The following is a 23,200-nucleotide window of genomic DNA, read 5'->3' as shown; positions in this document are numbered from 1 at the left end:
TCACTTTGTGAGGCTTTTTTGTGCTAAATGTATAGAAAATAATAACACCTTAAGCACCTCAATAATGATCAAAACATTTACCTTTTCGTTGCTTAGTGTATTGGCAATTTTTAACGCTAAAGCACAAGAACTAAAAACCATCGATGAAATTCACAGTGCATATAAAAATAATTCTATTAATGCACAGCAACTCACCCAAAATTATATAGACCGAATTAATAAACTTAATCCACACTATAATGCGGTTATTAGTTTAGAGCCTACAGCGATTGCTCAAGCTAAAACGTTAGATGAACTTGCCGTCAAAGGAACTTGGGCTGGGCCATTACATGGAATACCTGTACTTCTTAAAGATAATATAGAAACTAAAGGCACACTTCCCACAACGGCTGGCTCTTTAGCACTTAAAAATAACGTTACTGATAATGATGCTTTTGTTGTTAAACAACTACGTAATGCGGGCGCTATAATTTTAGGCAAAGCTAATTTAAGTGAATGGGCAAATTTTCGTTCATCCTATTCATCTTCAGGCTGGAGTGCCGTAGGAGGACAAACACATAATGCGCACGATGTAACACGTAATCCATGTGGTTCTAGCGCAGGTTCTGCTGTTGCGGTAGCACTTAACTTTGCGCCTATAGCATTAGGGACTGAAACAGACGGTTCAATTACGTGCCCTGCCTCAGTAAATGGAGTTTATGCAATAAAACCGAGTATGGGCCAAGTATCACGCTCAGGTGTTGTGCCTCTTTCAAGTAGCCAAGATTCAGTAGGGCCGATGGCGCATTCACTTAAAGATTCGCTACTGGTTTTATCTGTTTTGCAAGGTGAGGACTCTCTTGATACGACAACTACAGGGTTTGAATTAAAAACAGGTAATCTAAAATCAAAATCATCACTTATTATTGGTGCGCTACCTAGCGATAAATTTACAATTGAAACGCAGCGCCTTTATGCCAAGCAGTTACAAGCATTAAAACAGGCTGGACATACTGTTATTAATGTAGATATTACTGATAACTTAGATACGCTATTTGCTGATGAATACTATATTTTACTCTACGACTTTAAAGCCGAAATTAATCACTACCTCGCAAGCACTCCAACACAAGTGGCTGTTAAAAGCCTAAAAGCACTTATTAATTTTAATATTCAAAATAAAAAAACAGAAATGCCCCACTTTGAGCAAGATATCCTTGTTCAATCGCAGGCTATTGATTTAACTAACAAACAAAAATATCAGGAGACTAAAGAACGCTATCGCACTTTAGCAACGACAGCCATTGTTAATGTATATAAAAACAACAAGCTTGATATTGTTATAGCGCCTACAGTATCCCCCGCCTGGAAAACTGACTTAGTTAATGGTGATAATTTTAATGGAAGTAGTAGTTCGTTATCTGCTATTGCTGGCACAACGCACATAACCCTACCAGTCGGAAAAGTAAGTGGTTTACCGGTTGGTTTGTCCATAATAGCAAATAAAGAGGACGAGCAAGCGGCTTATTTATACGCAAATATTATTGATGAGGTGTTATCACCAGGCACAAAAAAACCTGAGTAAGCTCAGGTTTTTTTAAACTAAACGGCGTTAACTATGACTTTTTAAGTGACAGTTTTTCGCCTTTTAAGCTTTTACGAACGCTTGAAATACGTGAGCGATTTACTGCTCTCGCTTCACCGGTTGCTTGTCCTGATAACTTGTTAGAACGTGTACGGCGTAAATGCGCTGGTTTTTTACCAATTTTATCAATTAGTACTTCGCGATTACTTACTTCGTAACCTTCTAAATATACACGTTTGATTTTTTGGCCGATTAGCGTTTCAATTTCAAACAAAGTGTTTTCTTCTTCGCGGCTAACAAATGAGATTGCTTGGCCTTGGCGACCAGCACGACCTGTACGGCCAATACGGTGAACGTAATCTTCTGCAAGCCATGGTAAATCAATATTAATTACACGAGGTAAACCATCAATATCAATACCACGAGCAGCCACTTCTGTAGCCACTAATACGCGTACCTTGCCTTCTTTAAATTCACGTAAAGCACGACGACGGTTACCTTGAGATTTATCACCGTGGCAAACGCCTGCCGGAATACCATCAAGGTTAAGCTCTTTAACAAGCTCATCAGCTGTTTCTTTCATGTTTACGAAGACAAGCACTTGTTGCCAGTTTTTCTTACCAATCAATTCAGAAAGTAGCTCTTGCTTACGACGTTCTTCAACTGGGTAAACAACATGCTCAACGGTGCTTGCTGTACTGTTAGTTTGATCAACACGCACTATTTCAGCTTGTTTCAATACTTTAGATGCAAATTGTTTAATTGCTGCAGGGAATGTAGCAGAGAAAAGTAAAATCTGGCGCTCTTCTGCACAGCTTTTAATAACGTTTTGCATATCTTCAATAAAGCCCATATCAAGCATACGGTCAGCTTCATCAAGAACAAGGTGCTTAACACTTGCAAGGCTTAAGTTACCTAAACGAATATGATCAAATAAACGACCTGGCGTTGCAACAACAATATCTACACCTTCTTTTAAAGCATTTGCTTGGCCGGCAGTGCTAACACCACCAAATAAGCTAACGACTTTAAGTGATGTATGCTTTGCAAAATCTCTAAAATTATTTGCAATTTGTTCTGCAAGTTCACGCGTTGGAGCAAGTACTAATGCATGAGGTGCATTAGTTGTGCTGAGTTCAGACTCAACCAATTTTTGGATGATAGGTAAAGCAAACGCGGCAGTTTTGCCGGTACCAGTTTGTGCACTGGCTAAAACGTCTTTACCTTTACGAACAGCAGGAATTGCTGCGCGCTGAATGGGCGTAAGGGTGTGATAGTTAAGTTCGTCCAACGCCTGGATGATTTCAGGAGCGAAACTAAAAGATTTAAAATTCATGCTGTATAACCTACGGCCACATTATCAAGGGTCGCAAATTATACAGTAAAAACGAGCTAACAGTTAGTCATAACTTATCTTTTAACGTGTTTAATCTACTTTATAGCGTTTAAATATTAAAGAGGTGTTAATACCACCAAACGCAAAGTTATTACTCATCACGTAATCGGTATTAATCTCACGCCCTTGATGCCTTATGTAATCAAGCTGAGCACATTCGTCATCAACGTTATCTAAATTAATTGTTGGTGCAAACCAGTTATCAGCCATCATATTAATGCTTGCCCATGCTTCTATTGCACCACAAGCACCTAATGTATGCCCCAAATAACTTTTTAACGAGCTAATAGGTTTGCTGCCCAATGCTTTAAACGTTGCGTGAGACTCGGCAATATCACCTTTATCTGTTGATGTACCATGAGCATTAACGTAACCAATTTTTTCTGGTTCTAAATTGGCATCTTGCAGTGCCATTTCTATCGCTAGTTGCATTGTTTTTGATGTTGGTTGAGTAACGTGCTGTCCATCAGAATTACAGCCAAAACCAACCACCTCAGCTAATATTGTTGCTCCGCGCGCTTTTGCATGTTCGTATTCTTCTAAAATAAGTGTACCCGCGCCTTCGCCTATCACTAAGCCATCGCGATTTTTATCAAAAGGTCTTGGTGTTTGTTTTGGTGTTTCATTTTTTGTAGATGTTGCATAAAGCGTATCAAATACTGCAGCCTCTGTGATGCATAATTCCTCTGCTCCACCAGCCACCATTATTTTTTGTCGGCCAAACTTAATCGCTTCATAGGCGAAGCCTATTCCTTGAGATCCCGATGTACAAGCAGAGCTTGTTGTTATAACACGCCCTTTTAAACCAAAAAACACACCAACATTTACAGGGGCAGTATGCGCCATCATTTTAATGTAACTCGTGGCTGTTACACCTGACATCGACCCCGTTTCCATCATATTTGCAAAGGCGAGTAGTGGCTCAGTAGAGCCCGTAGATGAGCCATACGCTATGCCCGTAGAGCCATCTGTTAGACTTTCGTGCTCGAGTAGTTTGGCTTGTTCAAGTGCGCATTCAGTAGCACGAGTTGACATAAGTGACACTCGCCCCATTGAACGGATTTGTTTTCGTTTGTAATGACTTGGTCGCTCAAAGTGTTTAACTGGCGCGGCTAAACGAGTATTGAGGTCGTCAGCTATATCCCACTCTGGCATAGTAACAACCGCATTTTCGCCTTTAATTAAGGCTTGTTTGAATTCAGACCAATCATCACCCAATGCAGTGACCACCGACATCCCTGTTACAACAACGCGTTTAATCAAACCATGCCACCATTAACCGAAATCACTTGGCGTGTTATGTAAGCTGCATCATCAGACATTAAAAAAGCGACTGTTCCCGCAACTTCTTTAACGCTCCCCATGCGTTTAAGGGGTATCATTTTCATCATTTCATCAATAGGTAATTCATCAGTCATCGCGGTTTCTATTAAACCAGGTGCCACACAATTAACTGTGATTTTGCGTTTTGCCAATTCTAATGCAAGTGCTTTAGTGGCCCCAATAATACCGGCTTTTGCTGCACTATAATTTACTTGTCCTCGGTTACCTGCAATACCTGACACCGATGACATTGTAATTATTCGCCCACCTTTACGGCTTTGTACCATAGGCATTACAGTTGGGTGTACTACATTATAAAACCCATCAAGGCCTGTACGTATTACACAATCCCAGTCTTCCCCTTGCATAGCAGGAAATGCCATATCGTTAGTAATACCTGCATTACACACCACGCCATAATAAGCGCCATGCTGAGCTATATCTTCTATTATTTGTGCTTTGGCCTGCTCTCTGTCACATACATCAAATTGTAATAAACTGGTGACTCTACCTAATGCATTAATTTCATCGCATGTTGCTTGAGCTTGCTCAACACCCGCTCTGCAATGTACGGCAATATCAAACCCTTGCTCAGCAAGTTTTAACGCAATAGCTTTACCAATACCACGGCTTGAACCCGTAACTAAAATTCTTTTTGTCATTGATTTTCTCTTATAAATTCCAACGGGTTTTCAGGCTGAAATACATTAATTTTTGCTTGGCAAAGTAGAGTTTCACACACGAGTATTTGGCATTCAAATACACTTAAACCTGACTCTTCTTGATATAGCTTTTTCACTTCAATAGTCAGCTTACTGCCGTTTTTAAAACACGGTTGATAAGTTTGATATTTTCGCGTGCCAATTAAAAAACCAATTTTTACAGGTTTATTTTCATCATTCGCTAACGCACCAGCGTAAGCGGCAATAGACTGCGCCATGTACTCAACACCAATATAGCTAGGTACGCCGTTAAATGCAGGACTAAAAAAAGGGCTTTGCTCAGAGATAGTAACGCCGCATTGAGCTTCATCTTCGCTGTGTGTTAAAAGGCTATCTATTAAAATCATAGGCGCATCATGCGGGACTACTTGCTCTATAGGGTAATTAGTCAACGTTAACTCCCAATATTAAGCTGGCATTATTACCGCCAAACGCAAATGAATTAGATAAGCAGTATTTAAGAGCGGGCTTAAACGCTTGTTTTATTATTTTTATATCAGCCAAATCACTGCCTTCTTTAATCGCGTTATACGGCAGCATATGTTGGCCGCTGTCTTTTAATAATAACCAACATATACCGGCTTCAATGGCGCCTGCAGCACCAAGAGTATGCCCTGTTAAATGCTTACTTGAGCTAAGCGGGGTATTGTTGCCAAACACGCGATTAATTGCAAGTGCTTCCATTTCGTCATTTTTTACAGTAGCCGTACCGTGAGCGTTAATATAATCAATATCACCACAGGATAATTTTGCGCTTTTTAGTGCTTTTTCCATTGAGGCTTGGGCGCCCATCCCATTAGGATCGGGGGCTGACATATGATGCGCATCTGAGCTTTCGCCACTGCCTAGTAACGTAACGCCGTTATTTGTTATTGGCTTATTTTTAGTCATTACAAATAAAGCGGCCCCTTCACCAATATTAATGCCGTCTCTGGTGCTAGAAAAAGGCTGGCATAAACCCGAGCTTAAAGAAGCGAGCGAGTCAAAGCCATTAATTGTTAATTGGCACAAACTATCCGCACCACCACAAATTACCACATCGGCTAAATCAGCATTTAGCAAAGCTCGAGCGCTAATTAACGCTTTGCTACTCGACGTGCACGCAGTAGAAATACTGTAACAAGGCCCTAGAGCCCCTATTTTATGTGCAATGTAATGAGCGGGTGTTGCTAACTCTTGATCACTGTAACTAAAGTCATCAGGCCAGAGTTTTGTACTTTCATAGCTTTTACGTGCTCTTTCGCCATCATGAATACCTGATGTACTAGTACCCATTACAATTGCGATACGCGACTTATCAATATGCGAAAGTTTATCTAAGGTTGGCTTAATCTGCTCTAAAGCTAGATCAATAAATGTATTGATACGTTTATTATTTGATAAAGCAATAGACTGAACTTGCCCGACATACAGCGGGGTTTGCTCAGCACTTAAACTTTTATTTAAAGTTAATAAAGGAGTTGCAGGGTTATATTTATTTAAGCTTGTTGTGGTTGCATCTTGGCCTATGCCCATCGCACTCACAATGCCTAAATCATTCAGCCAATATGTCACTGTTCTACCTTTTTAAATGTTATTTGATACTGATGTAAAATATTGTTCAACGTTGTCGACTCATCACTATAGTCAATGGTAATAAATGTACCCTCATCGTTAAATACTTCCCGATTAGAGCCAACCTGCTCTATTAAAGCACCCTCTAACTGCTTTTGTAAAAATGCTACTGGCCAATGTACTAATGCAATATCCGCCAAGATATAATGAGGGTCTATCCCTTCTACCGCCAGCATATTTCGTGTTTTTACCGGGCCATTTAAAGGTTTTTCAAGCTCCATAATTGGAAAGCCTTGTACTGTCATTAACAATAACTTAATTGCACCTTTGTCATTTATAGCTAATTGGGCAAATACAGTATGTGTTTTTTGCTGATTCGTAATATACAAAACATGCTGCCAAGACTTATCAAACATTTGTGCTGGCACGCTATTAATATTTAATTGAATATTAGGTGATAGATACACTCTATTTTTAGATGCTGTAAAACTCGTACAGGCGCTCAATACAGCAAATATGAATACACTACACACCGCATACTTAATTAATTTTGACATAACTGAGCCAACACATTTAAACGGCGTTCACTTTGTGCAACAAATGGGTTATTTGTATCCCATGCGTAGCCCGCTAAAATAGCACTAATCATTTCTCGTACCTGAGTATTTTGCTCAGAGTAAAATATTACATCCTGAAAACGCGTATCGTACCATCCTGTTACAAATGTTCTAAAACAATCGACTCCAGCTTGTAATGGCTGTGCATAGTGAGCGTCAAAATCGACGACTTCGTTTTTTAAATAGCTATCAACAAGTGGGGCAATTAAATTTGCAGATTTGAGTGCAATTGTTACACCTGATGAAAATACCGGGTCTAAAAATTCCCCCGCATTACCCAATAAAGCAAAGTGCTTACCATATAACTTACTCACATTTGCCGAGTAGCCTTTTATATTTTTTGCTGGAGTTAATAACTCACGCTGTGCTAACAGTGTTTTTAAATAAGGGTCTTGCTCTATAAATTGATTTAGTAAATCGCTAGATTCATCATCATTAAAACGCTCTGACTGCGCCACAACCCCAATACTCGCAGTACCATCACTAAAGGGAATAAGCCAATACCACACGTCTGAATATTGTGGGTGTACGGTAATCAAAATTTTATTTCGATCGAAGCTTGTATCACTAATATTGTCTTTAAAGTGACTAAAATAAGCGCTTCGAACAGGAAAGTTAGAAGGAAGCTCTAAATCTAACAGTTTTGGTAATACACGCCCAAAGCCACTTGCGTCCAATACAAATCGGGCATTAACGCGATAAGCTTGCTGCTGCTCATTGTGTACCACTAATGATGCACCATTTGGCTCATCACAGTAGTCAACCACCGTGTGCTTATATCTGATTTCTACGCCTTGTCCTTGTGCTTTGTCTGCTAATAATTTGTCAAAGTCGGCTCTTTTCACTTGATACGTAGTGCCTGGGCCTTTAGTAAATTTTTCAGTGAAATTTATAGTTGTATTTTGCCCTGCCCGATGAAAAGCAGCGCCATCTTTAAACTGAAAACCTAAAGCCGCTGCATTGTCATGCAGTATATCGATTAAGCCCGCCTCTTCTAAGAACGCCATACATTGCGGCAGTAAGCTTTCACCAATTGAAAAACGTGGAAACGCCTGCTGTTCAAGTACCAGCACCCGCCATCCCTTTTGAACTAAAAGACTACTAGCCAATGCACCAGAAGGCCCAGCGCCAATAACAACAACATCGTACTGCTCAAGGTTATTCAAATTATTGTTCCTTTTGAGGCTTTAAAACACTCAGCGGTGATAAAAAGTAAATAGCTAAAATCCCTACCATTACACTCAGCCCAAAGCTAAAAATAGCCGGTGTATCAGATGCACTCAACATGCCAAATACCCACATTGATGACGCAGCCGATAAGCTAATCGCTAACACATTTTTGGGCTCTAACTTATTTATTTGATAAAAAACGAGGTAATCAATTGCTAAGGCAATAACAAGTAACGCACCGAGTAAATTAAATAACGACAAGCTACCTTGAATCGCATTACATACCCAAAGCATGTTCAACACCACAACAGATAAAATGGTCACCTGCAGCAGCGCTATCTTAATCGTAAATCGCCAACTAAAAAGCAGCCAACTAATAAAACCCGCAAGCACTAGGCTTAATAGTAAATATTCACGGTAATCACTTAATAAAGCACTAATTTGTTTAGGTTTATTATAAAGGTAAATTCCATTGTTTTTTTCAACCTCATTAATTAGTTGATCAGATGAAATACCCGAAATAGACACCCACGTTATCGATTGTTCTGACTCAACAACCATTTGAGAAAGCAGTAATGGTTTAAATGTACTCGTGGCGAGTGTTTCATAAGTTAATAACGGTGCCTTTGTACTTACTAACGCTTGCCCTGTAACGCGCTCTGCAATATCCAAAGTCCCTTTGTTTTTAGCCTGTTCAAACAAGGCTTGGTTATCGCTCTGCTTTTGTAAACTAGGCAACCAATGGCTAATGCTATTATATTTAAAATTAGGGTTTAGTTGGGTTAAGCGTTTTAAAAATTGTTCTTGTTTTTGTAAAAGCGCTTCGTCGCTATCTGCAAACATAAAAACAATTTGGGTGTCCCATTGCCCAAGTAATAACAAATGCTTTTTTTCGTTTAGCATTAAATGTTCGGAACTTGCATTTAATAGCTTTACATCATCATTAAAGCTAATAGGTTTTATTAAAAATAACGCACTTATAAGGACTAATAACGTAATGAGTATTGGTTTCTTTAAACTATTGCAGTATAAAAAAACCTTAATGAGCTTTTGACTCATCAATAAACTCGAAGGCGATAACCTGAGTGTAGATTGCCACAATGGCAAAACTAAAACTGTAAATAGCCAAGCACTCACTAAACCCGCAATAACAAACACACCAACTTGAGATAATAACGTTAGTGGTGCACCTAGTAAGCAGCAATAACCCAACGTAGTCGTAATAAGAGAGAGTAAAAGCGCAGATTGTGTCCCTTTGCTGTAGCCTTTTTCATGCTCTTTTTTGGCTAAGTCAGTCATACCATGGAATGCATAATCAATGGCAATACCAATCAAGGTAACTGCAAAAACAAGCGTTAATAAATGAATAGTATTAAACAGCAACACCATAGCAATAGCGCCACCAATAAGTGCGCTCAGTACGGTAAAGCTTGCTAATAAAATACTGTTTAAACGCCTAAATACCCAAAATACCATAGCAATAAGAGCTAATAAGCTAATGCCACCAAACAGGCTCATCTCGTATTTAGCTTGTTTAGCATTTTCAGCCGTATGAAATAGCACACCAGAGTAAGTAATGCTTAAATCAGGGTAGGTTTTATTAAGTATATTGATCTGTTTAATTATCGCGCCAGCTAAATCAATTGATTTATTAACCCCTAAATTTTCGGGCGCTAAGTTTGCCAAAATGACACGGTATTCAACGCCATTCAAACGTCGAGTTAAACGACCTTGTTCAAGCGTAAACAATTGGCTTTGTTTTAAGTTATCTTCTATAAATGCCGCTAAGCTCAAACTTGTATCTTTGCTTAAGGTAGCACTTACAAATGGGTTGCCTAACTGATTTAATTGCTCAAGGTAATAATGTTCAAACGTTGTTTTTTTGCTTAATGTTTGCTTGTAAGTATCACTTAATAACGCATGTTTGAAAGGTGAGAATGTTTGCGCTAAATCGTTAACGGACGGAAAGTTAAATGTGCTTTTAATTGCATTATCGTCAAGCCATTTTTGGAAATCATCAAATGCTTTATTTTTATTACTTCCTGCAAACGAGAACATAATACGGTTAGCATTTTGCTGAAAAAAAACATCTTCCGCATGTGCAATTTGGGAATGCGACTTTGGCAATAAGCTAAACATATCGGCGCTAAACGTTGGTTTAGACAGCCAAAAAGCTGCAGCAAAAAGTAAAATTAAACTGCTAAACCACCCTACAATAACGGTAATTCGTTTTGTCACTGCACTATTCCCTTAATTAACCACTGCATTATTTAAAAACATAATTTTATTTGGAATAAGTAAACTCAATTTTTGTGTTATTTCCTGAGTGCTCATTTAGTGTAATACTGCTCACTTGCTTAGCAGTTTCACATAAAATAAAATCACTAAATAATTGCTGTAGCATCGCTTCTTTTGGTGTTAACTGTGTGCAACTGTCTTGCATTTTAGCAATATCAAAACGTGTTTCCAGCGCACTCATATTTACGCTAAGTAAGTCACTCAGTAATCCTACAAATTGCTCGCTACCGGGTTGTGGTATTAACTCACCATTGGCATTTTGTGCAAGCACTTTGCCGTTTTCTATTATGAGCATACTCTCAACAGGCATTTTCACTTGCCAAATGAGCTTTTCATCAATTAACGAAAAAACACCCGACGAAATAAAAGGTTTAGCAAATCCATTAAATTGCTTATATTGCTTAAACTCACCTTTAATTGGTGCTGCATTTACTACAGAGCAAAACAGTAAAAAGCTAATGGCTACACTCAATGTAAAACATTTTAATAAATTCATTTAATCGCCTATAAAATAAAAATTTAATTCAAAACCGCTTTTAACTTATTAAATAAAATAGCGGGTGATTCAAATTGCATTTCTTTGGAGCTAACCTCAACCGCAACTTGCGTGGTTGAGGCTTTAGTAAGGCGCTTATTAGTTAGCGAGTCAGTGATTACGTAATCAATCCGTAGTCTATTCTCGTATTCTTTTAAATAAGCCGCTACTTTAATTTTTTGAGTAAATACTGCTGAGGCGACATACTTTATTTGCATATCAACAATAGGCCACGCGTAGCCCGATTCATGCATTTGTGGGTAATCATAATCAAATAAACGCAGTAACTCGCAGCGCGCTACTTCTAAGTAACGTGGGTAGTTACCATGCCATACAACATTCATTGGATCGCAGTCATGAAATGGAATTTCAATTTCTACAACATGCGTTAATAATGCACCTTTACTATTCATACAACGCCCAACGTTTAGTTTGAATATACCCTATTGTTTGCCTTAGCACGGCTTCCATTGGTCTATCCTCAGTGAGGTTTTCAAAGTAATCAGTTATATCGGTATACATGTTTTGCATATCTTGCGTTAAAGTCGAAAACTCAAGATCGCCTTGTTTTATACGTAATCTAACACCTTGAATACTGGCTAATAACGTACTTGCTAACACTTGTTCTGTTAGTTGTAAAATTCGTAAACAATCGCGAGACGCAATAGTCCCCATACTCACTTTATCTTGATTATGACACTCCGTAGAGCGAGAAAAAACGCTGGCCGGCATGGTTAGTTTTAATGCCTCTGCTGTGTAAGCACTACAGCCAATTTGAACAGCTTTAAAACCATGATTAATATAACGGCGCTCTGGTGCGCTATCAGACAAGTTTGAAGGTAGCCCATTGTTGTACTTAGTATCAACCAAAGAAGCGATTTGTCTGTCGGCTAAATCAGCAAGGTTTGCAACGGCTGTTTTCATGCTATCCATTGCCATTGCAATGTGGCCTCCGTAAAAATGCCCGCCGTGTAATACATGCTCACCTTGGCCGTCAATTATTGGGTTATCGTTTGCTGAATTAAGCTCGTTTTCTATCATGTGCCTAAAAAACGGCAGACTGTCTTGCAGAACACCAATAACATGGGGTGCACAACGGATTGAATACCTATCTTGAAGTCTGTCTGCATTACGAGGGTGATCGTGATGGTTTAAATCGTCTCTTATCCAACGTGCAATTTGCTGCTGCCCAGGATGTGGCTTAACTGAAAATAATATCTCATCAAAATGATGGCTATTTCCTTTAAGCGCTAAGCTTGATAATGCAGTAATACGGCTCGCCAGTTTAGCTAAGTAATTAGCCCTATCAAACGCTAAACACGCTAATGCAGTCATTACCGCTGTGCCATTCATAACGGCAAGACCTTCTTTTGGCCTTAGTGTTAGTGGTTCTAAGCCAACTTCTTTCATAACTTCTGCACTGTTACGTACTTGGTCTTTGTAAAACACATCACGCTCGCCTACCATCGCACCTGCAACGTAAGATAACGGTGTTAAATCGCCACTGGCACCTACTGACCCTTCTTGCGGGATCACAGGCACTATATCGTTATTTAAGTAATCTTTAAGTAGGTGCAGCATTTCCCAGCTAATACCAGAGTAGCCCTGTGAAAGTGATGTTAAGCGGGTCGCTAAAATTGCACGCCCTTGCACTTTATTAAATACATCCCCAAGTCCACAGCCGTGAAAGCGAGTTAAATGCAGAGGTAATTCATCAACTAAATCAAGGGGTACAGCCACCGTTACAGAATCACCGTAACCAGTAGTAACGCCGTAAATTACGCCATCTTCTTTTAAAAGTGTGTCTAAAAAACGCAAAGCGCTATTAATTTTAACGCTAAAATTTTCACAGCTATTTAATTGCACTTGTGTTTTATTAAAGGCAACTCGAACAATATCTTCAATTGATAATCGCTGATTGCCAAAAAGCTGTATATTTTGTTCAGTCACACTTATTCTCCATTGATTGATCGCGCACTACCTGCTGATCACTTTTCCAAAAATCGTAAAAATTAAACCACTGATAAGGATATAAAGCTGCGTAATAACTCAAACGCTGTGCATAGTCAGTAATAATAAGTGTTAGCGCCTGCTGTCGCTCTCGTCGAGGCATTTTTAATGATTGGCTGTAATGTTCAAATATCACTTGATACTTTTTGCTTTTTTTATCTTTTAAACAAAACAAAAAGTAAACAGGGCAATCAAGCAGCGCGGCTAATATAAAAGGCCCCTGTGAAAATGGGGCATTTTTGCCTAAAAATGGTACCTGTACCGACCGAGAAGCCGTTGTTGTGCTTGTTCTGTCGCCAACAATAACGATTATTTCTCCCTGCTCTACTTTTTCTTTTAGTAAAATAGCTAAGTCAGGCCCCATATCAGTCACTTGTATTAAATTAACCGACACATCTGGGTTAATCTTTTTAAGCATTTTATTAAATTCAACAGCGTGATGGGTAAACACCAGTACATTTATTTTTTTACTGCTGCGGTGCTGGCTAAGTGCCCTGCATACCTCTAAATTACCCAAGTGGGAACCTATAAAAATAGCCCCTTGATTTTGCTCATCTAGCTCAGCAAATAAATGCTCATTAGTGTATTTAATATCACGTTGAGTTATTCGCCCAAGCCAAGCATCAATTTTATCTAATGCGCTATCTGCAAAACTGCAAAAGTGCGTTAATTGCATTTTAAACGTAACAGGTTGTTTGCAGCCTTGGTAAACATTAACCTGCGCTAAAAACGCTTTAGATGCTACACGCGCTACTTTTCCTGTTAAAAAAAGATAAAAAACCACAGGAAACAAAACAATCCACAGCCCTTTTCTACCCAGTAATTTATGAGCAAATAACAGTATTTGAATACCTAAGAAATTACCGCGCTCTTGCATTTTAGACCAGTGTTTAGCGGCCATAACGCCTCTTTAATTTATGCCAAATTAACACAGGAGAGCGAATCAACATTCCAAAAAATAAGCGAGTGTGCAACCACGAAATACGCACGTTATCGTGTAATGGCTGAAAATGAGAAAGCCCATTTTCGGGGTAAATTACTTGGCTAGGTAAAAATACAAAAGGCACATTGCGCCAATATAAACGCACTAAAATTTCGGGGTCAAAATCCATGCGTTTTCCAAGCGATACCTCATCAATTAGCTTTGTACTTGGCTCAAGCGGATATACTCTAAAGCCACACATTGAATCTACAATTGTAAAACTTAACGTTTCAATCCATACCCAAACATGCGTTAAATAACGTGCTAAATAACGGTGTTTAGGCACTGAATCGTCATATATTGGGCAACAGCTTATAAGCGCTTTAGGCTGAGCGTTTGAAAGCGCTATTAGTTTTTTAATATCAGATAAGTCATGCTGACCATCAGCATCAACCTGTATCGCATGCGAAAAACCTAGCTTATATGCTTGCTTTAAGCCGGTTTGTACCGCGCCGCCTTTGCCTTGATTATCGTCGTGGGTAACTACACTCAACTGCGCGTGTTTTGCATCAAGCTTACTAAACACATTTTTAGCTTCGACGTTGCTTGCGTCATCAACCATAATAATAGGAAGATTAAATGACGATAATTTGCTCAGTACATCATCAATAACCGTAATGTGATTATAATTTGGGATAACAATACAAAAGTTATTCATTTATCAGGCTATCAAAAATAACACGGCCAGATGCATGCTGTCCTTTGTTTGAATTATACGAAAAGGTATATTTATTCTCTGCTTTTTGCTCTAGCAATAATTCGATTGTTATACCTGGGGTAATCACTACCTGAAATTTTAATACTTCAACATTTTTAACAGGTTGCTGAACATTATAATATTTACAAATTGCAGCCACAGCCCAGTCTAATTGCACAACACCTGCGAGTATTGGGCCATCCGTAAAATGTCCTTTGAAATAATCTAAATCATGAGGAACTAATAAGCTTAATTTATACTTTTGCTCTGCTTTTTCACAAGACAGTAAATCAGGCTGTGTTTTAGTCAACTTTTGCAAAAAGACTCTCCAATGCTTTTAAATTTAACTTTGCCTGTGAGTTGTATGGTAATTGCTCTACAAAACGCCACTTTTTAGGGATACAAATTCGCTCAAAGCGCGCTAATGCATGCGCTTTTAATAAATTATTTGTAGCTAACTTACCGTCACCATTAAAAAACATCTGCCCTTTATGCTTAAGCACAACAATAGCGCCTACAATTAATCGCTCACCAGGCAAGGCGATTACTTTAGCTTCACTTACCCACTCACTAGTACACAAATGTTGTTCTAGCTCATCTAAACTTAATCGCTTTTCTTCTAATTTTATAATTCGGTCGAATCGGCCTAATAATCTAAATTGACCATTTTTAAGTACTTCGCCTCTATCATCTAAAGGGTAATTTTTGTCGCGAACGAGCGGTGAGTTTAAAATTAAACGCTGATCGTCCAAAGCCCGTACTTTAATACCCGAAAATGGCTGCCAAAGGCTAACCTTTTCAAGTGAAGTAACTTGTCGATATGCAATACCACCGGTTTCGGTACTACCAAAAACTTGTGTAACTGGTTTATTTAATTGCGTAAACAACGATACAGCATCTTCGTTTAATAGCGGTCCACCTGATGAAAAAATCCATTGTAAATGAGACTTATCATCCACTAAAACATTATCAATACATAACCGTTTTAACTGCGCTGGGCTTGAAACAAACACTACTTTTTTAAATAACTTGAGCTTTGTAGCTATATGTTCTGGGTAATGCAATAGCTCTGTATTTACAACCTTTCCTGCACGTAATGGCCACAATAATCTAAACAATAAGCCGTATATATGCTGATGCGAAACACTCGCTATAAAAATAGGATTATCAATCAGTGCGTAGCTATTAATTAATGTACTTAATTCTTTATTTATTACCTGCCACGTTTTTACAATTGGCTTTGCTTTACCCGACGAGCCCGACGTGTAAAAAACAATTGTGCCTTCTTGAGGCCATTTAATTGTTTCAATAGATACAAAGTGGGGTTGATTGACTAAGGTTCCTATATCTAAAAAATCAGCCTCTAAATCGGCTACTAATTCAGACTCACCAATAAAAAAAGGTGTTTGTTTAAGCAAGGAGTTTAACGTTGCAGGTTGCCCATTAGGCGGCAAAATCACTGTATTTCCGTGTAGTGCCAAAGCAAATAAGTACACGGCAAATTTGTAGGTGTCTGTGGTGTATAAAACAACCGATGATTTAGCATTTAACGTTGATAGCTTTGCTAAAACTTCGTTTATATCACTAACAAACTGACGCTCCGAAATATCATTATCAGTATGATTAAAACATGTTCTTATCGCATTACTTTGAAAAGCATTAAACACCGGCGTTCCTTTTTACTTTTTGTCTGACTAGCCACTCTATAGCAAACAATGTGCCCATAGCTAAGTAAGCAATAAAACCATTATAAAAAGCCCAGGTTTCTAGGCTACTAAAAATACTGGTGTACAGGGCAATACCACCGTTTAATACAAAAAAAACACACCACACTAGCGTTACTTTTTTTGTATAAATTACACCGTTTTCATCAAGTGAGGGCTCAGTAATGCGCGCAAAGGTTTCAATAATAGAAGGCCCTTTATACAAAGAATACGCAAACACAACTAACATAACTAAATTAATGATTACGGGATACAAACGCAGCCCTAAGTCGCTATCCATTATCTTGGAAATCAAAATAGTAATGGCTGCTAAAAATGTAGCGGGCTTTAACCACGGCATTTTATCAAACAAGGCTCTGCTTAACCAAAGTCTAAGCCCGAGTAAAAATAGCAGTAATACTGTAATAATCTGACTATTAAAACGCGTAAGGCCTACGTACACAATAATAGGGTAGCAAGCCAAGCAAATCATAATTAACGTTGTTAAAACTGCTTTTAACATAGTATTAGTTAACTAACTTTTCTATTTCGGTGACTATGTCTTGCACTGTGCGCACAAGCTTAAAGGCATCAGGCTCAATTTTTTTACCTGTGATTTCTCTTAATTTCACAACTAAGTCAACTGCATCAATACTGTCTAAATCAAGATCTTGGTACAGGTTAGCCTCTAAGCTAATATCTTCTGGGTCTATTTCAAATTCGTTTTCTAAAATGCCGTGTAATACATCATAAATTTCAGCAGCGGTTTTCATCTTTCTTCCTACTTTTATATATTAAGAACGTGCTTGTTCAATAAATTTTGCTAAAGAATTAACTGAGGCAAAGTGCGCTTTAGTTTGATCAGAGTTTGCATCTATTTTCACATCAAATTGCTTCTTTATCGCAAGACCAAGCTCTAATGCATCTATGCTGTCTAGTCCTAGGCCATCTACAAATAAAGCGTCATCATCTTGTATGTCAGCAGTGGTCATGTCTTCAAGGTCAAGGCTTGAGATAATCAGTTGTTTTATTTGTTCTTTTAATTCGCTCATATATTTTTTAGCTCTTGTGTAAAATAATGTTGTAAATCTTTAGTCAATTGGCGTGATTGCATCGCAGGCATATCGCTGTCGTACGTTGCACAATTAAACTGCTGGCTCGCAAGCCCCATTGTAAAATGCGCCTGATATGGCGCGACTTTATACCAAGGTGTGCCTTTGGTTAAAGTGTTTGGCTTCATTTTAATTAAAAAAGTAGTAATGGGCGCATGACATCTAATTGCAATATTTGCAGCGCCTCGTTTAAACTTTAATGTTTTGTGAGGCTCTGTCCGTGTCCCTTCAGGAAATACAATTAAGTTATTACCCTTTTGCAAACTGCGCTCGCATTCTCGTAATAGCTCCTGCGGATCGTCATTACTTATATAGCCGGTGCTTTTAATAACGCCGCGCATAAAAGGATTTTTAAATAAATGCGCCTTTACTACGCAATCTGCATTTTTTACTACCGAAATTAAAACAACAACATCAATTAAAGAAGGATGATTTGCTAATATCAGTTGCCCTTTTAAGCCTTCAATTTTTGCTTTATCGTTGACATGAAATCGAATAACGCCCGTTACATGCATTAAACTAACAAACCATTTGAAGCTGTAATGTACTGTTTTTCGAGCCTTAATCTTTTGTTTAACTGAGTCACTTTGAAATAGGCGCTGAGCAGGAAAAACAATAAAGGCTAATACTAAACCACCAACCCCAAAAACTGAAAAGCAAAATGCAGTAGCAATAATCCGCCAAATCAACCCACATAACCTTTGTACATTTTTAAGCATGGTATGTAAGCTGCCAATCGTGCTCAAGCGTGTTATGAACAAGTAATATATTGCTTCGCTCATACAAAGCTTTAGCGCATTGAATACTCATTGGTAAGTCGCTTTTTTCCATGCCCGTATTAAATACTTTGTTTAAACTAAAATGGGGTTCGCCTTTTTGCGGCGCTCTTATTATTAAACCAATAGAGTGTGCTATTTGCTGTTCATCGGCGTACTGAGCGTAAATATCGGGGAGAGTCTCGTCGGTATAAACTATTAACATGTGTTGCTGATCGTTATCAGCAAGTCTTACAAAGCCATCTACGAGTGCATAAATAAAGCTTTCGGCTCCTGCAGCTATAGCATTTGTAGCACTTGTATTACCCTGTATTATCCCAAAAAGTCCCGATGCGGCATTATGCACACTTAACCCAAAACCAGTGGGCGACAGTGGCTGATCATTTACTACATCAATAAGTAAGTTAGACGTTTTGTGAAAATCACCGTGGCGAGAAGAAAAAACACTCGGTAAATTAACATAGTTACCTTGAGTGCTTACTTGATGAGCACTAAAGAGTGCCATTTTAATAAAGGAAGTCATTCGGCGTCGCTGCATAGCAGGCACCCAACTAAGATTTAATACGGAGGAATCAAACCAATTACTCTCTTTTATTTGTCGCTGTTCGGGCTTTATCCATATAGCGAGTTCTTCAACAACAAATTTCACAGCTCTGCATATTTTATAAGATATAAGAGAGGGAATTTTACCGATTTTAGCAATAGAAGTAAATAATCATTAACAAAAAGCACTGAACTAACACTTTGTTCAGTGCTTGCTCATATTGCTAGGAAAGGAGGGCTATATCGTCCTGCTTTATACACTTAGCTGTGCCGCCAACAACATCGTTGTTATTTAACTCATTAATTAATACTTCGCCTTGAGCTTGCTGCTCATCACTAAGCGGTAAATACGGTAATCTAAATACAGGGTTTACTGCGCCAGTCATCATCAACGCGGTATTAATAGCAATCGGGTTTGGTTCACAGAACAACCAGTTCATCAATGGTTGTAACGACGCATTTAGCTCGTTACTTGGCGTATCCATTAACTGACGAAATAACCCAGGTATTAAGTTAGAAGTAACCGAAATAACACCGTGCGCTTTATGTGTGTGGCGCGCATCGTGACTTTCGTCATCGTTACCCGACCAACATGCAATACCTTGTTGTTCATAATGGGCAATACGTTCATTACCGCCACACTCTTTTACACCAATAAAATATTCATGTTTAGCGAGTGGCTCAATAATATCAGGTGTTAGGTCTTGACCTGTTCGCCCTGCTACGTTGTAAATAAAGGCAGGTCCAATATCAAGTACGCGTTTAAAGTGCTCTTTAACACCCGCAATAGACGTACGTCCGTAATATGGATTAATTTGCAGTGCTGCATCCATACCGCTGGCAAAGCCATATTTAGTTGCTTTAATCGCTTCACGGGTGTTGTTACTACCGGTATTACCAACAATAACCAGTTTGTCACCATACTTGTTTGCACTGTGCGCTATAAGCATTAAATGCTCTTCCCAGTTCATTAACTGGCCTTCGCCTGTTGTGCCACCAACTACAATGCCGTCAACGCCTGCTGCAATTTGTATTTCTACGAGTTCATCGTACTTTGCTAGGTCTATTTCACCGTTTGCTAAGTATGGCGTTTTAATAGCTGTAATAAGGCTTGCTTGTTTAATTTGGTCTAGGGTGCGCATAAAAAATCATTATTTATAAAACTTGCGCTATTTGTAACATAATTGCCGGTACTTTTGGAGGTGTAAGCCTACATTTAATTATAAAATTTCTTGTGTTATTGAGTTTGGTAATACAAAATGAATAACTGTATATATGAACAGTGTTTTATTTTTAACGATACCAGAGGCTTTATGCGTTTATCTGACTACTTAGCAACTCATTTTTATAACACCGATGAACTGTGCCAAGCATTAAATATAGATGCAGATACACTTTTAGCTTGGCAAGAGCGAAGTGTTTTCCCAAAACCAAGTTACTGTATTAAAAGTCAACTTAGCTGCAGCTCATATTCAGGTTTGTATGAATGCGAAGAGTATGACGACTATTACCCGCGCGGCTGTGTTAATTGGGGTCAAGGTCTTTTAAAACAAAAAATAGAATCATCAAGCCATGCTTTTAATTATTTTGCACAGCAATATACTGCAAGCCTAACTAAACTCGCTCAGCAAGGATTTACGTTTAGCGAAGAGCTATTTGGCTGCGAAATAGACGAGCATTTGCAGCAAATTTGGCAACAGTTTTTATGCAGTAAGTACGGCGTACTTACTCAAAATGGATTAATAGACGAAATAGTCTCGGTAGATATTGGCAGGCTATTAGTTGACGACATTACAGAACTGCGCAGTAAAGCGAGCTTAAACCAAGAAGAAAGAGCGCTACTGCACCCCGCGATGAAGCTTTTAAACAAAGCATTAGGGCATGGCGCCGATCATGAAAAACAACACACATTACGCACCCGCTATATAGATGCACTTATCTTAAAATACGACTTATCTATAAAATAGTTTTGCAATAGTTTGATTATTTATCATTTTAGGATTATTTTACGAAAAACAAGATCTGTTAACTTAATTGTTACGTAAAACATGATTTAAAGGCACTGACTCAATGACAATCAAAACAAAAATAAGTGTAATTTCTGCTGTAATCACTATCCTGTCTTTTAATACGCTAGCTAAAGTTAACCACGAAATAGCAAATGACGACATAATAAAAATGCAGCGTGCAGCACTTGCTAAAAACACTGCGAATAAAGGCTTTGGCCCACAATCTCCACGCAATATTGATAATTATAAAGGCGAAAACACCGTAGTTTTCTCTCATGCCCCAACTTCATCAAATATGAACTTATGTAATATACACTTTCATAAAAATGCTGAACATACCGGTGGCGAGTTTAGTAAATATGCCGGAAATGGTAATGGAAAAGGCTTTAAAAGTGGCTACTTATATTCAGGCTCTTTAACTAAAAGTGAAAGTAAACCAGCAAAAATTGAAATTTGTCCGAGCGATCACGGCGCGCTTTTAGTTGGCGATACCATTGAGGTTCACAACGTTCATACGTCAGCAATTGTAAAACCAGGCCCTACCTTGGGTAGCTGCTTAAGTGATTCGATTAAAAATCCGCAACTACGTGTTGAAGCCCAAGTATATGTATTAGTAAACGATGCTAACGCACTTGATTTTGCTGAAATAAGCACCGTGTCATCTGTTAATGGTTACTATCAAGCTATTGCTACACCTACAAATACGGGTAAACCGGTTGTTTATAGCGGTTCAACTACTGGTCCTAGTTACAACGAAGCAGGCTCTCCTTTTCAAGTAACATGGTCAGTTAAACCAAAAGTAGCAAAGGTTGATATAAACAGTGTTGGCAAATGGTGTGAAAGTAACACCTTTAATGAAGATCATGCTCACGGCGTACGAAATCTCGTAATAAATCCTGCATTACTCTCTAAAATCAATAATTAAAATTTAGCCAAATAAAAAACAACCCGCTAATTAGTGGGTTGTTTTATTATGACCGTTAAAATGAGTATTACGCTTAATGGGATAAAAATGTCACATTAAATGTATTTAAATCTTCATATGTAATACATGTTTGCTCATTGGTATTAAGCTCAACAACACCACAGTAAGAACCAGTTATAAACACTTGCCCTGCTTTTAAATTAATTCCCTTTGCTGATAAGTAATTAACCGCCCAATAAAGTGGAAGCTGCGCAAGCTCTGCAGGATGCACACCTGCTAGGTTTAACTCCAGCTCAGTTTGCTTAACGTTAATATTTACAGTACTTGCGTTATACGCTTTGGTTTTATCTATTTGTGGGCCTAAATACACACCTTGATTAGATAAACCATCGGCCAACTTTTCAATGTGAGTGCTTGGAGTGTCTTCATCAAACCTTTTTTGGATAAGCTCAAGTGCCAAGTGGGCGCTGGCAAATGCAGTATCCACGTCTTCATTTGTATAGGTATTATTACTTGGTAAATCGCTTTGCAAAATAAATGCAATTTCTGGTTCAATAAGCGCTTTATTGTTTGTTGTATACAGTGGGCAATTTTCAGCTTGTTTTATAGGTGCATGTAAAAGAGGCGCTAATATAATTGAGCCATTATCTAAAGGCAGCATACACTTCCAGCCATATACAGTTTGATCATTTAAGTAAATCATCAACTTTTGTACTTCTATTGCATCGTCAGTCGAGTCTAGTACTAACTCTTTAGGAAAGTTTGAACGTGCTGGGTTTTCATCTCTTTGTGCTAATAAGTGAGTAGCAATTAGTTTTAGCTGTATTGAGTTGTTCACATAAATCTCTTTAAAATACGTTACTGGTTAAGCAGTAAATAGGAAGGATTACATTATTAATATATTAGTTTAGGCATTGGAACATCATGTTAAATGCCTATAATTAAAATTGTATTTAAAACAAAGCGTGGTAATTATTTAAGTATCAATAGATTTAAGCGATCGTAAAAATAGCCCTAAGCCGCCAAACGCTAAAATTATAATAATAATCAAATCAAACGACGTCATAGTTCGCATACTAAATCGAACACTCGATATAACGCCAAATATGAGTGCGGTTAACGAACCTAGAGATAGCACCCAGCCTAAAATATTTTTAGAATTGTAAAAAATCAGACCCACACCAAAAATAAATGGGATCATAACCATGCCGCCTGTAATGCCAAAGCCACCTAAAGCATTAACACTATAAATGCGAGAACTTAG

Annotated in this window: 26 protein-coding genes; 3 read left to right on the top strand and 23 right to left on the bottom strand. The window is 38.3% G+C overall.

The features are described from left to right. Window positions 1-64: 64 nt before the first annotated feature. Window positions 65-1,564 carry an amidase family protein gene (locus CXF89_RS10950; protein WP_121954596.1) on the top strand — a complete coding sequence of 500 codons (1,500 nt, stop codon included), beginning with the start codon at window positions 65-67 and terminating at the stop codon, window positions 1,562-1,564. Window positions 1,565-1,595: 31 nt separating this feature from the next. On the opposite strand, the gene CXF89_RS10945 is transcribed toward CXF89_RS10950, so the two are convergent. The 21 genes from CXF89_RS10945 to dapA form a co-directional block, all read right to left on the bottom strand. After that, entirely contained in the window at window positions 1,596-2,900 is a 1,305-nt protein-coding gene (locus tag CXF89_RS10945) for a DEAD/DEAH box helicase (RefSeq protein ID WP_002958629.1), read from the bottom strand. Window positions 2,901-2,990: 90 nt separating this feature from the next. Then, window positions 2,991-4,220 carry a beta-ketoacyl-ACP synthase gene (locus CXF89_RS10940; protein ID WP_121954600.1) on the bottom strand — a complete coding sequence of 410 codons (1,230 nt, stop codon included), beginning with the start codon at window positions 4,218-4,220 and terminating at the stop codon, window positions 2,991-2,993. Then, window positions 4,220-4,945, bottom strand: coding sequence for a 3-oxoacyl-ACP reductase FabG (fabG, locus tag CXF89_RS10935; RefSeq protein ID WP_121954595.1), 726 nt, complete (start codon window positions 4,943-4,945; stop codon window positions 4,220-4,222). Before fabG ends, CXF89_RS10940 begins: the two co-directional genes overlap by 1 nt. Further along, window positions 4,942-5,397 (bottom strand): hotdog family protein, encoded by a 456-nt coding sequence (locus tag CXF89_RS10930; RefSeq protein WP_121954594.1) that lies wholly within the window; start codon window positions 5,395-5,397, stop codon window positions 4,942-4,944. The genes fabG and CXF89_RS10930 overlap by 4 nt, the downstream gene beginning before the upstream one ends. Next, the gene (locus tag CXF89_RS10925) at window positions 5,390-6,559 is read right to left on the bottom strand and encodes a beta-ketoacyl-ACP synthase (protein ID WP_121954593.1); all 1,170 of its coding nucleotides are present in this window, start codon (window positions 6,557-6,559) and stop codon (window positions 5,390-5,392) included. Before CXF89_RS10925 ends, CXF89_RS10930 begins: the two co-directional genes overlap by 8 nt. Then, window positions 6,556-7,116, bottom strand: a complete 561-nt coding sequence (locus CXF89_RS10920) for a DUF3261 domain-containing protein (protein WP_121954592.1) — start codon at window positions 7,114-7,116, stop codon at window positions 6,556-6,558. Before CXF89_RS10920 ends, CXF89_RS10925 begins: the two co-directional genes overlap by 4 nt. Beyond that, the gene (locus CXF89_RS10915) at window positions 7,104-8,342 is read right to left on the bottom strand and encodes an NAD(P)/FAD-dependent oxidoreductase (RefSeq protein WP_121954591.1); all 1,239 of its coding nucleotides are present in this window, start codon (window positions 8,340-8,342) and stop codon (window positions 7,104-7,106) included. The genes CXF89_RS10920 and CXF89_RS10915 overlap by 13 nt, the downstream gene beginning before the upstream one ends. Before the next feature lies 1 nt (window position 8,343). Continuing rightward, on the bottom strand, window positions 8,344-10,584 hold the full coding sequence (locus CXF89_RS10910) for an MMPL family transporter (protein ID WP_121954590.1): 2,241 nt from the start codon (window positions 10,582-10,584) through the stop codon (window positions 8,344-8,346). 46 nt (window positions 10,585-10,630) lie between these two features. Then, window positions 10,631-11,140 (bottom strand): outer membrane lipoprotein carrier protein LolA, encoded by a 510-nt coding sequence (locus tag CXF89_RS10905; protein WP_121954589.1) that lies wholly within the window; start codon window positions 11,138-11,140, stop codon window positions 10,631-10,633. A 23-nt stretch (window positions 11,141-11,163) separates the two neighbouring features. Continuing rightward, complete coding sequence (locus CXF89_RS10900; protein ID WP_007580812.1) at window positions 11,164-11,592, bottom strand: acyl-CoA thioesterase; 429 nt, start codon at window positions 11,590-11,592, stop codon at window positions 11,164-11,166. Next, on the bottom strand, window positions 11,585-13,129 hold the full coding sequence (hutH, locus tag CXF89_RS10895) for an HAL/PAL/TAL family ammonia-lyase (protein WP_180961396.1): 1,545 nt from the start codon (window positions 13,127-13,129) through the stop codon (window positions 11,585-11,587). Before hutH ends, CXF89_RS10900 begins: the two co-directional genes overlap by 8 nt. Further along, on the bottom strand, window positions 13,122-14,090 hold the full coding sequence (locus CXF89_RS10890) for an LpxL/LpxP family acyltransferase (RefSeq protein ID WP_101216995.1): 969 nt from the start codon (window positions 14,088-14,090) through the stop codon (window positions 13,122-13,124). Before CXF89_RS10890 ends, hutH begins: the two co-directional genes overlap by 8 nt. Beyond that, a complete protein-coding gene (locus tag CXF89_RS10885) occupies window positions 14,080-14,829 on the bottom strand; it encodes a glycosyltransferase family 2 protein (protein WP_121954587.1) in 750 nt (249 codons plus the stop codon). Before CXF89_RS10885 ends, CXF89_RS10890 begins: the two co-directional genes overlap by 11 nt. After that, a complete protein-coding gene (locus tag CXF89_RS10880; RefSeq protein ID WP_121954599.1) occupies window positions 14,822-15,187 on the bottom strand; it encodes an ApeI family dehydratase in 366 nt (121 codons plus the stop codon). Before CXF89_RS10880 ends, CXF89_RS10885 begins: the two co-directional genes overlap by 8 nt. Further along, window positions 15,171-16,535, bottom strand: coding sequence for an AMP-binding protein (locus CXF89_RS10875; RefSeq protein WP_121954586.1), 1,365 nt, complete (start codon window positions 16,533-16,535; stop codon window positions 15,171-15,173). Before CXF89_RS10875 ends, CXF89_RS10880 begins: the two co-directional genes overlap by 17 nt. Beyond that, on the bottom strand, window positions 16,528-17,094 hold the full coding sequence (locus CXF89_RS10870) for a COG4648 family protein (protein WP_121954585.1): 567 nt from the start codon (window positions 17,092-17,094) through the stop codon (window positions 16,528-16,530). Before CXF89_RS10870 ends, CXF89_RS10875 begins: the two co-directional genes overlap by 8 nt. A 4-nt stretch (window positions 17,095-17,098) precedes the next feature. After that, on the bottom strand, window positions 17,099-17,344 hold the full coding sequence (locus CXF89_RS10865; protein WP_002958648.1) for an acyl carrier protein: 246 nt from the start codon (window positions 17,342-17,344) through the stop codon (window positions 17,099-17,101). Window positions 17,345-17,365: 21 nt separating this feature from the next. Continuing rightward, window positions 17,366-17,623, bottom strand: a complete 258-nt coding sequence (locus CXF89_RS10860; protein WP_007580830.1) for a phosphopantetheine-binding protein — start codon at window positions 17,621-17,623, stop codon at window positions 17,366-17,368. Further along, window positions 17,620-18,402 carry a lysophospholipid acyltransferase family protein gene (locus CXF89_RS10855; protein ID WP_180961397.1) on the bottom strand — a complete coding sequence of 261 codons (783 nt, stop codon included), beginning with the start codon at window positions 18,400-18,402 and terminating at the stop codon, window positions 17,620-17,622. The genes CXF89_RS10860 and CXF89_RS10855 overlap by 4 nt, the downstream gene beginning before the upstream one ends. Continuing rightward, complete coding sequence (locus CXF89_RS10850) at window positions 18,395-19,108, bottom strand: beta-ketoacyl synthase chain length factor (RefSeq protein WP_180961395.1); 714 nt, start codon at window positions 19,106-19,108, stop codon at window positions 18,395-18,397. Before CXF89_RS10850 ends, CXF89_RS10855 begins: the two co-directional genes overlap by 8 nt. Before the next feature lie 118 nt (window positions 19,109-19,226). Beyond that, the gene (dapA, locus tag CXF89_RS10845) at window positions 19,227-20,144 is read right to left on the bottom strand and encodes a 4-hydroxy-tetrahydrodipicolinate synthase (protein WP_024591739.1); all 918 of its coding nucleotides are present in this window, start codon (window positions 20,142-20,144) and stop codon (window positions 19,227-19,229) included. Between the two features lie 171 nt (window positions 20,145-20,315). Here dapA and CXF89_RS10840 point away from each other — a divergent pair, with 171 nt between their 5' ends. Beyond that, on the top strand, window positions 20,316-20,969 hold the full coding sequence (locus tag CXF89_RS10840; RefSeq protein ID WP_024591738.1) for a DUF6058 family natural product biosynthesis protein: 654 nt from the start codon (window positions 20,316-20,318) through the stop codon (window positions 20,967-20,969). Window positions 20,970-21,072: 103 nt separating this feature from the next. Then, window positions 21,073-21,936, top strand: coding sequence for a delta-class carbonic anhydrase (locus tag CXF89_RS10835; RefSeq protein ID WP_121954584.1), 864 nt, complete (start codon window positions 21,073-21,075; stop codon window positions 21,934-21,936). 73 nt (window positions 21,937-22,009) lie between these two features. On the opposite strand, the gene CXF89_RS10830 is transcribed toward CXF89_RS10835, so the two are convergent. Further along, window positions 22,010-22,774 carry a 2-keto-4-pentenoate hydratase gene (locus tag CXF89_RS10830; protein ID WP_121954583.1) on the bottom strand — a complete coding sequence of 255 codons (765 nt, stop codon included), beginning with the start codon at window positions 22,772-22,774 and terminating at the stop codon, window positions 22,010-22,012. A gap of 138 nt (window positions 22,775-22,912) precedes the next feature. Continuing rightward, window positions 22,913-23,200, bottom strand: a 288-nt coding sequence (locus CXF89_RS10825) for a hypothetical protein (protein WP_121954582.1), incomplete at its 5' end; no start/stop codon positions are given.

Origin of the sequence: Pseudoalteromonas sp. MelDa3 (assembly GCF_002863625.1) — a bacterium.
GTDB lineage: Bacteria > Pseudomonadota > Gammaproteobacteria > Enterobacterales > Alteromonadaceae > Pseudoalteromonas > Pseudoalteromonas arctica.
The sequence above is the reverse complement of the archived record's forward strand: the minus strand, read 5'-3'. Positions and strand labels throughout refer to the sequence as shown.

What these genes read in the sequence shown, in the direction of transcription:
- CXF89_RS10950 (WP_121954596.1), top strand. Translation starts at nt 65, where the DNA reads ATGATCAAAACATTTACCTTTTCGTTGCTTAGTGTATTGGCAATTTTT.
- CXF89_RS10945 (WP_002958629.1), bottom strand. Translation starts at nt 2,900, where the DNA reads ATGAATTTTAAATCTTTTAGTTTCGCTCCTGAAATCATCCAGGCGTTG.
- fabG (WP_121954595.1), bottom strand. Translation starts at nt 4,945, where the DNA reads ATGACAAAAAGAATTTTAGTTACGGGTTCAAGCCGTGGTATTGGTAAA.
- CXF89_RS10920 (WP_121954592.1), bottom strand. Translation starts at nt 7,116, where the DNA reads ATGTCAAAATTAATTAAGTATGCGGTGTGTAGTGTATTCATATTTGCT.
- CXF89_RS10905 (WP_121954589.1), bottom strand. Translation starts at nt 11,140, where the DNA reads ATGAATTTATTAAAATGTTTTACATTGAGTGTAGCCATTAGCTTTTTA.
- CXF89_RS10900 (WP_007580812.1), bottom strand. Translation starts at nt 11,592, where the DNA reads ATGAATAGTAAAGGTGCATTATTAACGCATGTTGTAGAAATTGAAATT.
- CXF89_RS10890 (WP_101216995.1), bottom strand. Translation starts at nt 14,090, where the DNA reads ATGGCCGCTAAACACTGGTCTAAAATGCAAGAGCGCGGTAATTTCTTA.
- CXF89_RS10885 (WP_121954587.1), bottom strand. Translation starts at nt 14,829, where the DNA reads ATGAATAACTTTTGTATTGTTATCCCAAATTATAATCACATTACGGTT.
- CXF89_RS10870 (WP_121954585.1), bottom strand. Translation starts at nt 17,094, where the DNA reads ATGTTAAAAGCAGTTTTAACAACGTTAATTATGATTTGCTTGGCTTGC.
- CXF89_RS10865 (WP_002958648.1), bottom strand. Translation starts at nt 17,344, where the DNA reads ATGAAAACCGCTGCTGAAATTTATGATGTATTACACGGCATTTTAGAA.
- CXF89_RS10860 (WP_007580830.1), bottom strand. Translation starts at nt 17,623, where the DNA reads ATGAGCGAATTAAAAGAACAAATAAAACAACTGATTATCTCAAGCCTT.
- CXF89_RS10855 (WP_180961397.1), bottom strand. Translation starts at nt 18,402, where the DNA reads ATGCTTAAAAATGTACAAAGGTTATGTGGGTTGATTTGGCGGATTATT.
- dapA (WP_024591739.1), bottom strand. Translation starts at nt 20,144, where the DNA reads ATGCGCACCCTAGACCAAATTAAACAAGCAAGCCTTATTACAGCTATT.
- CXF89_RS10840 (WP_024591738.1), top strand. Translation starts at nt 20,316, where the DNA reads ATGCGTTTATCTGACTACTTAGCAACTCATTTTTATAACACCGATGAA.
- CXF89_RS10835 (WP_121954584.1), top strand. Translation starts at nt 21,073, where the DNA reads ATGACAATCAAAACAAAAATAAGTGTAATTTCTGCTGTAATCACTATC.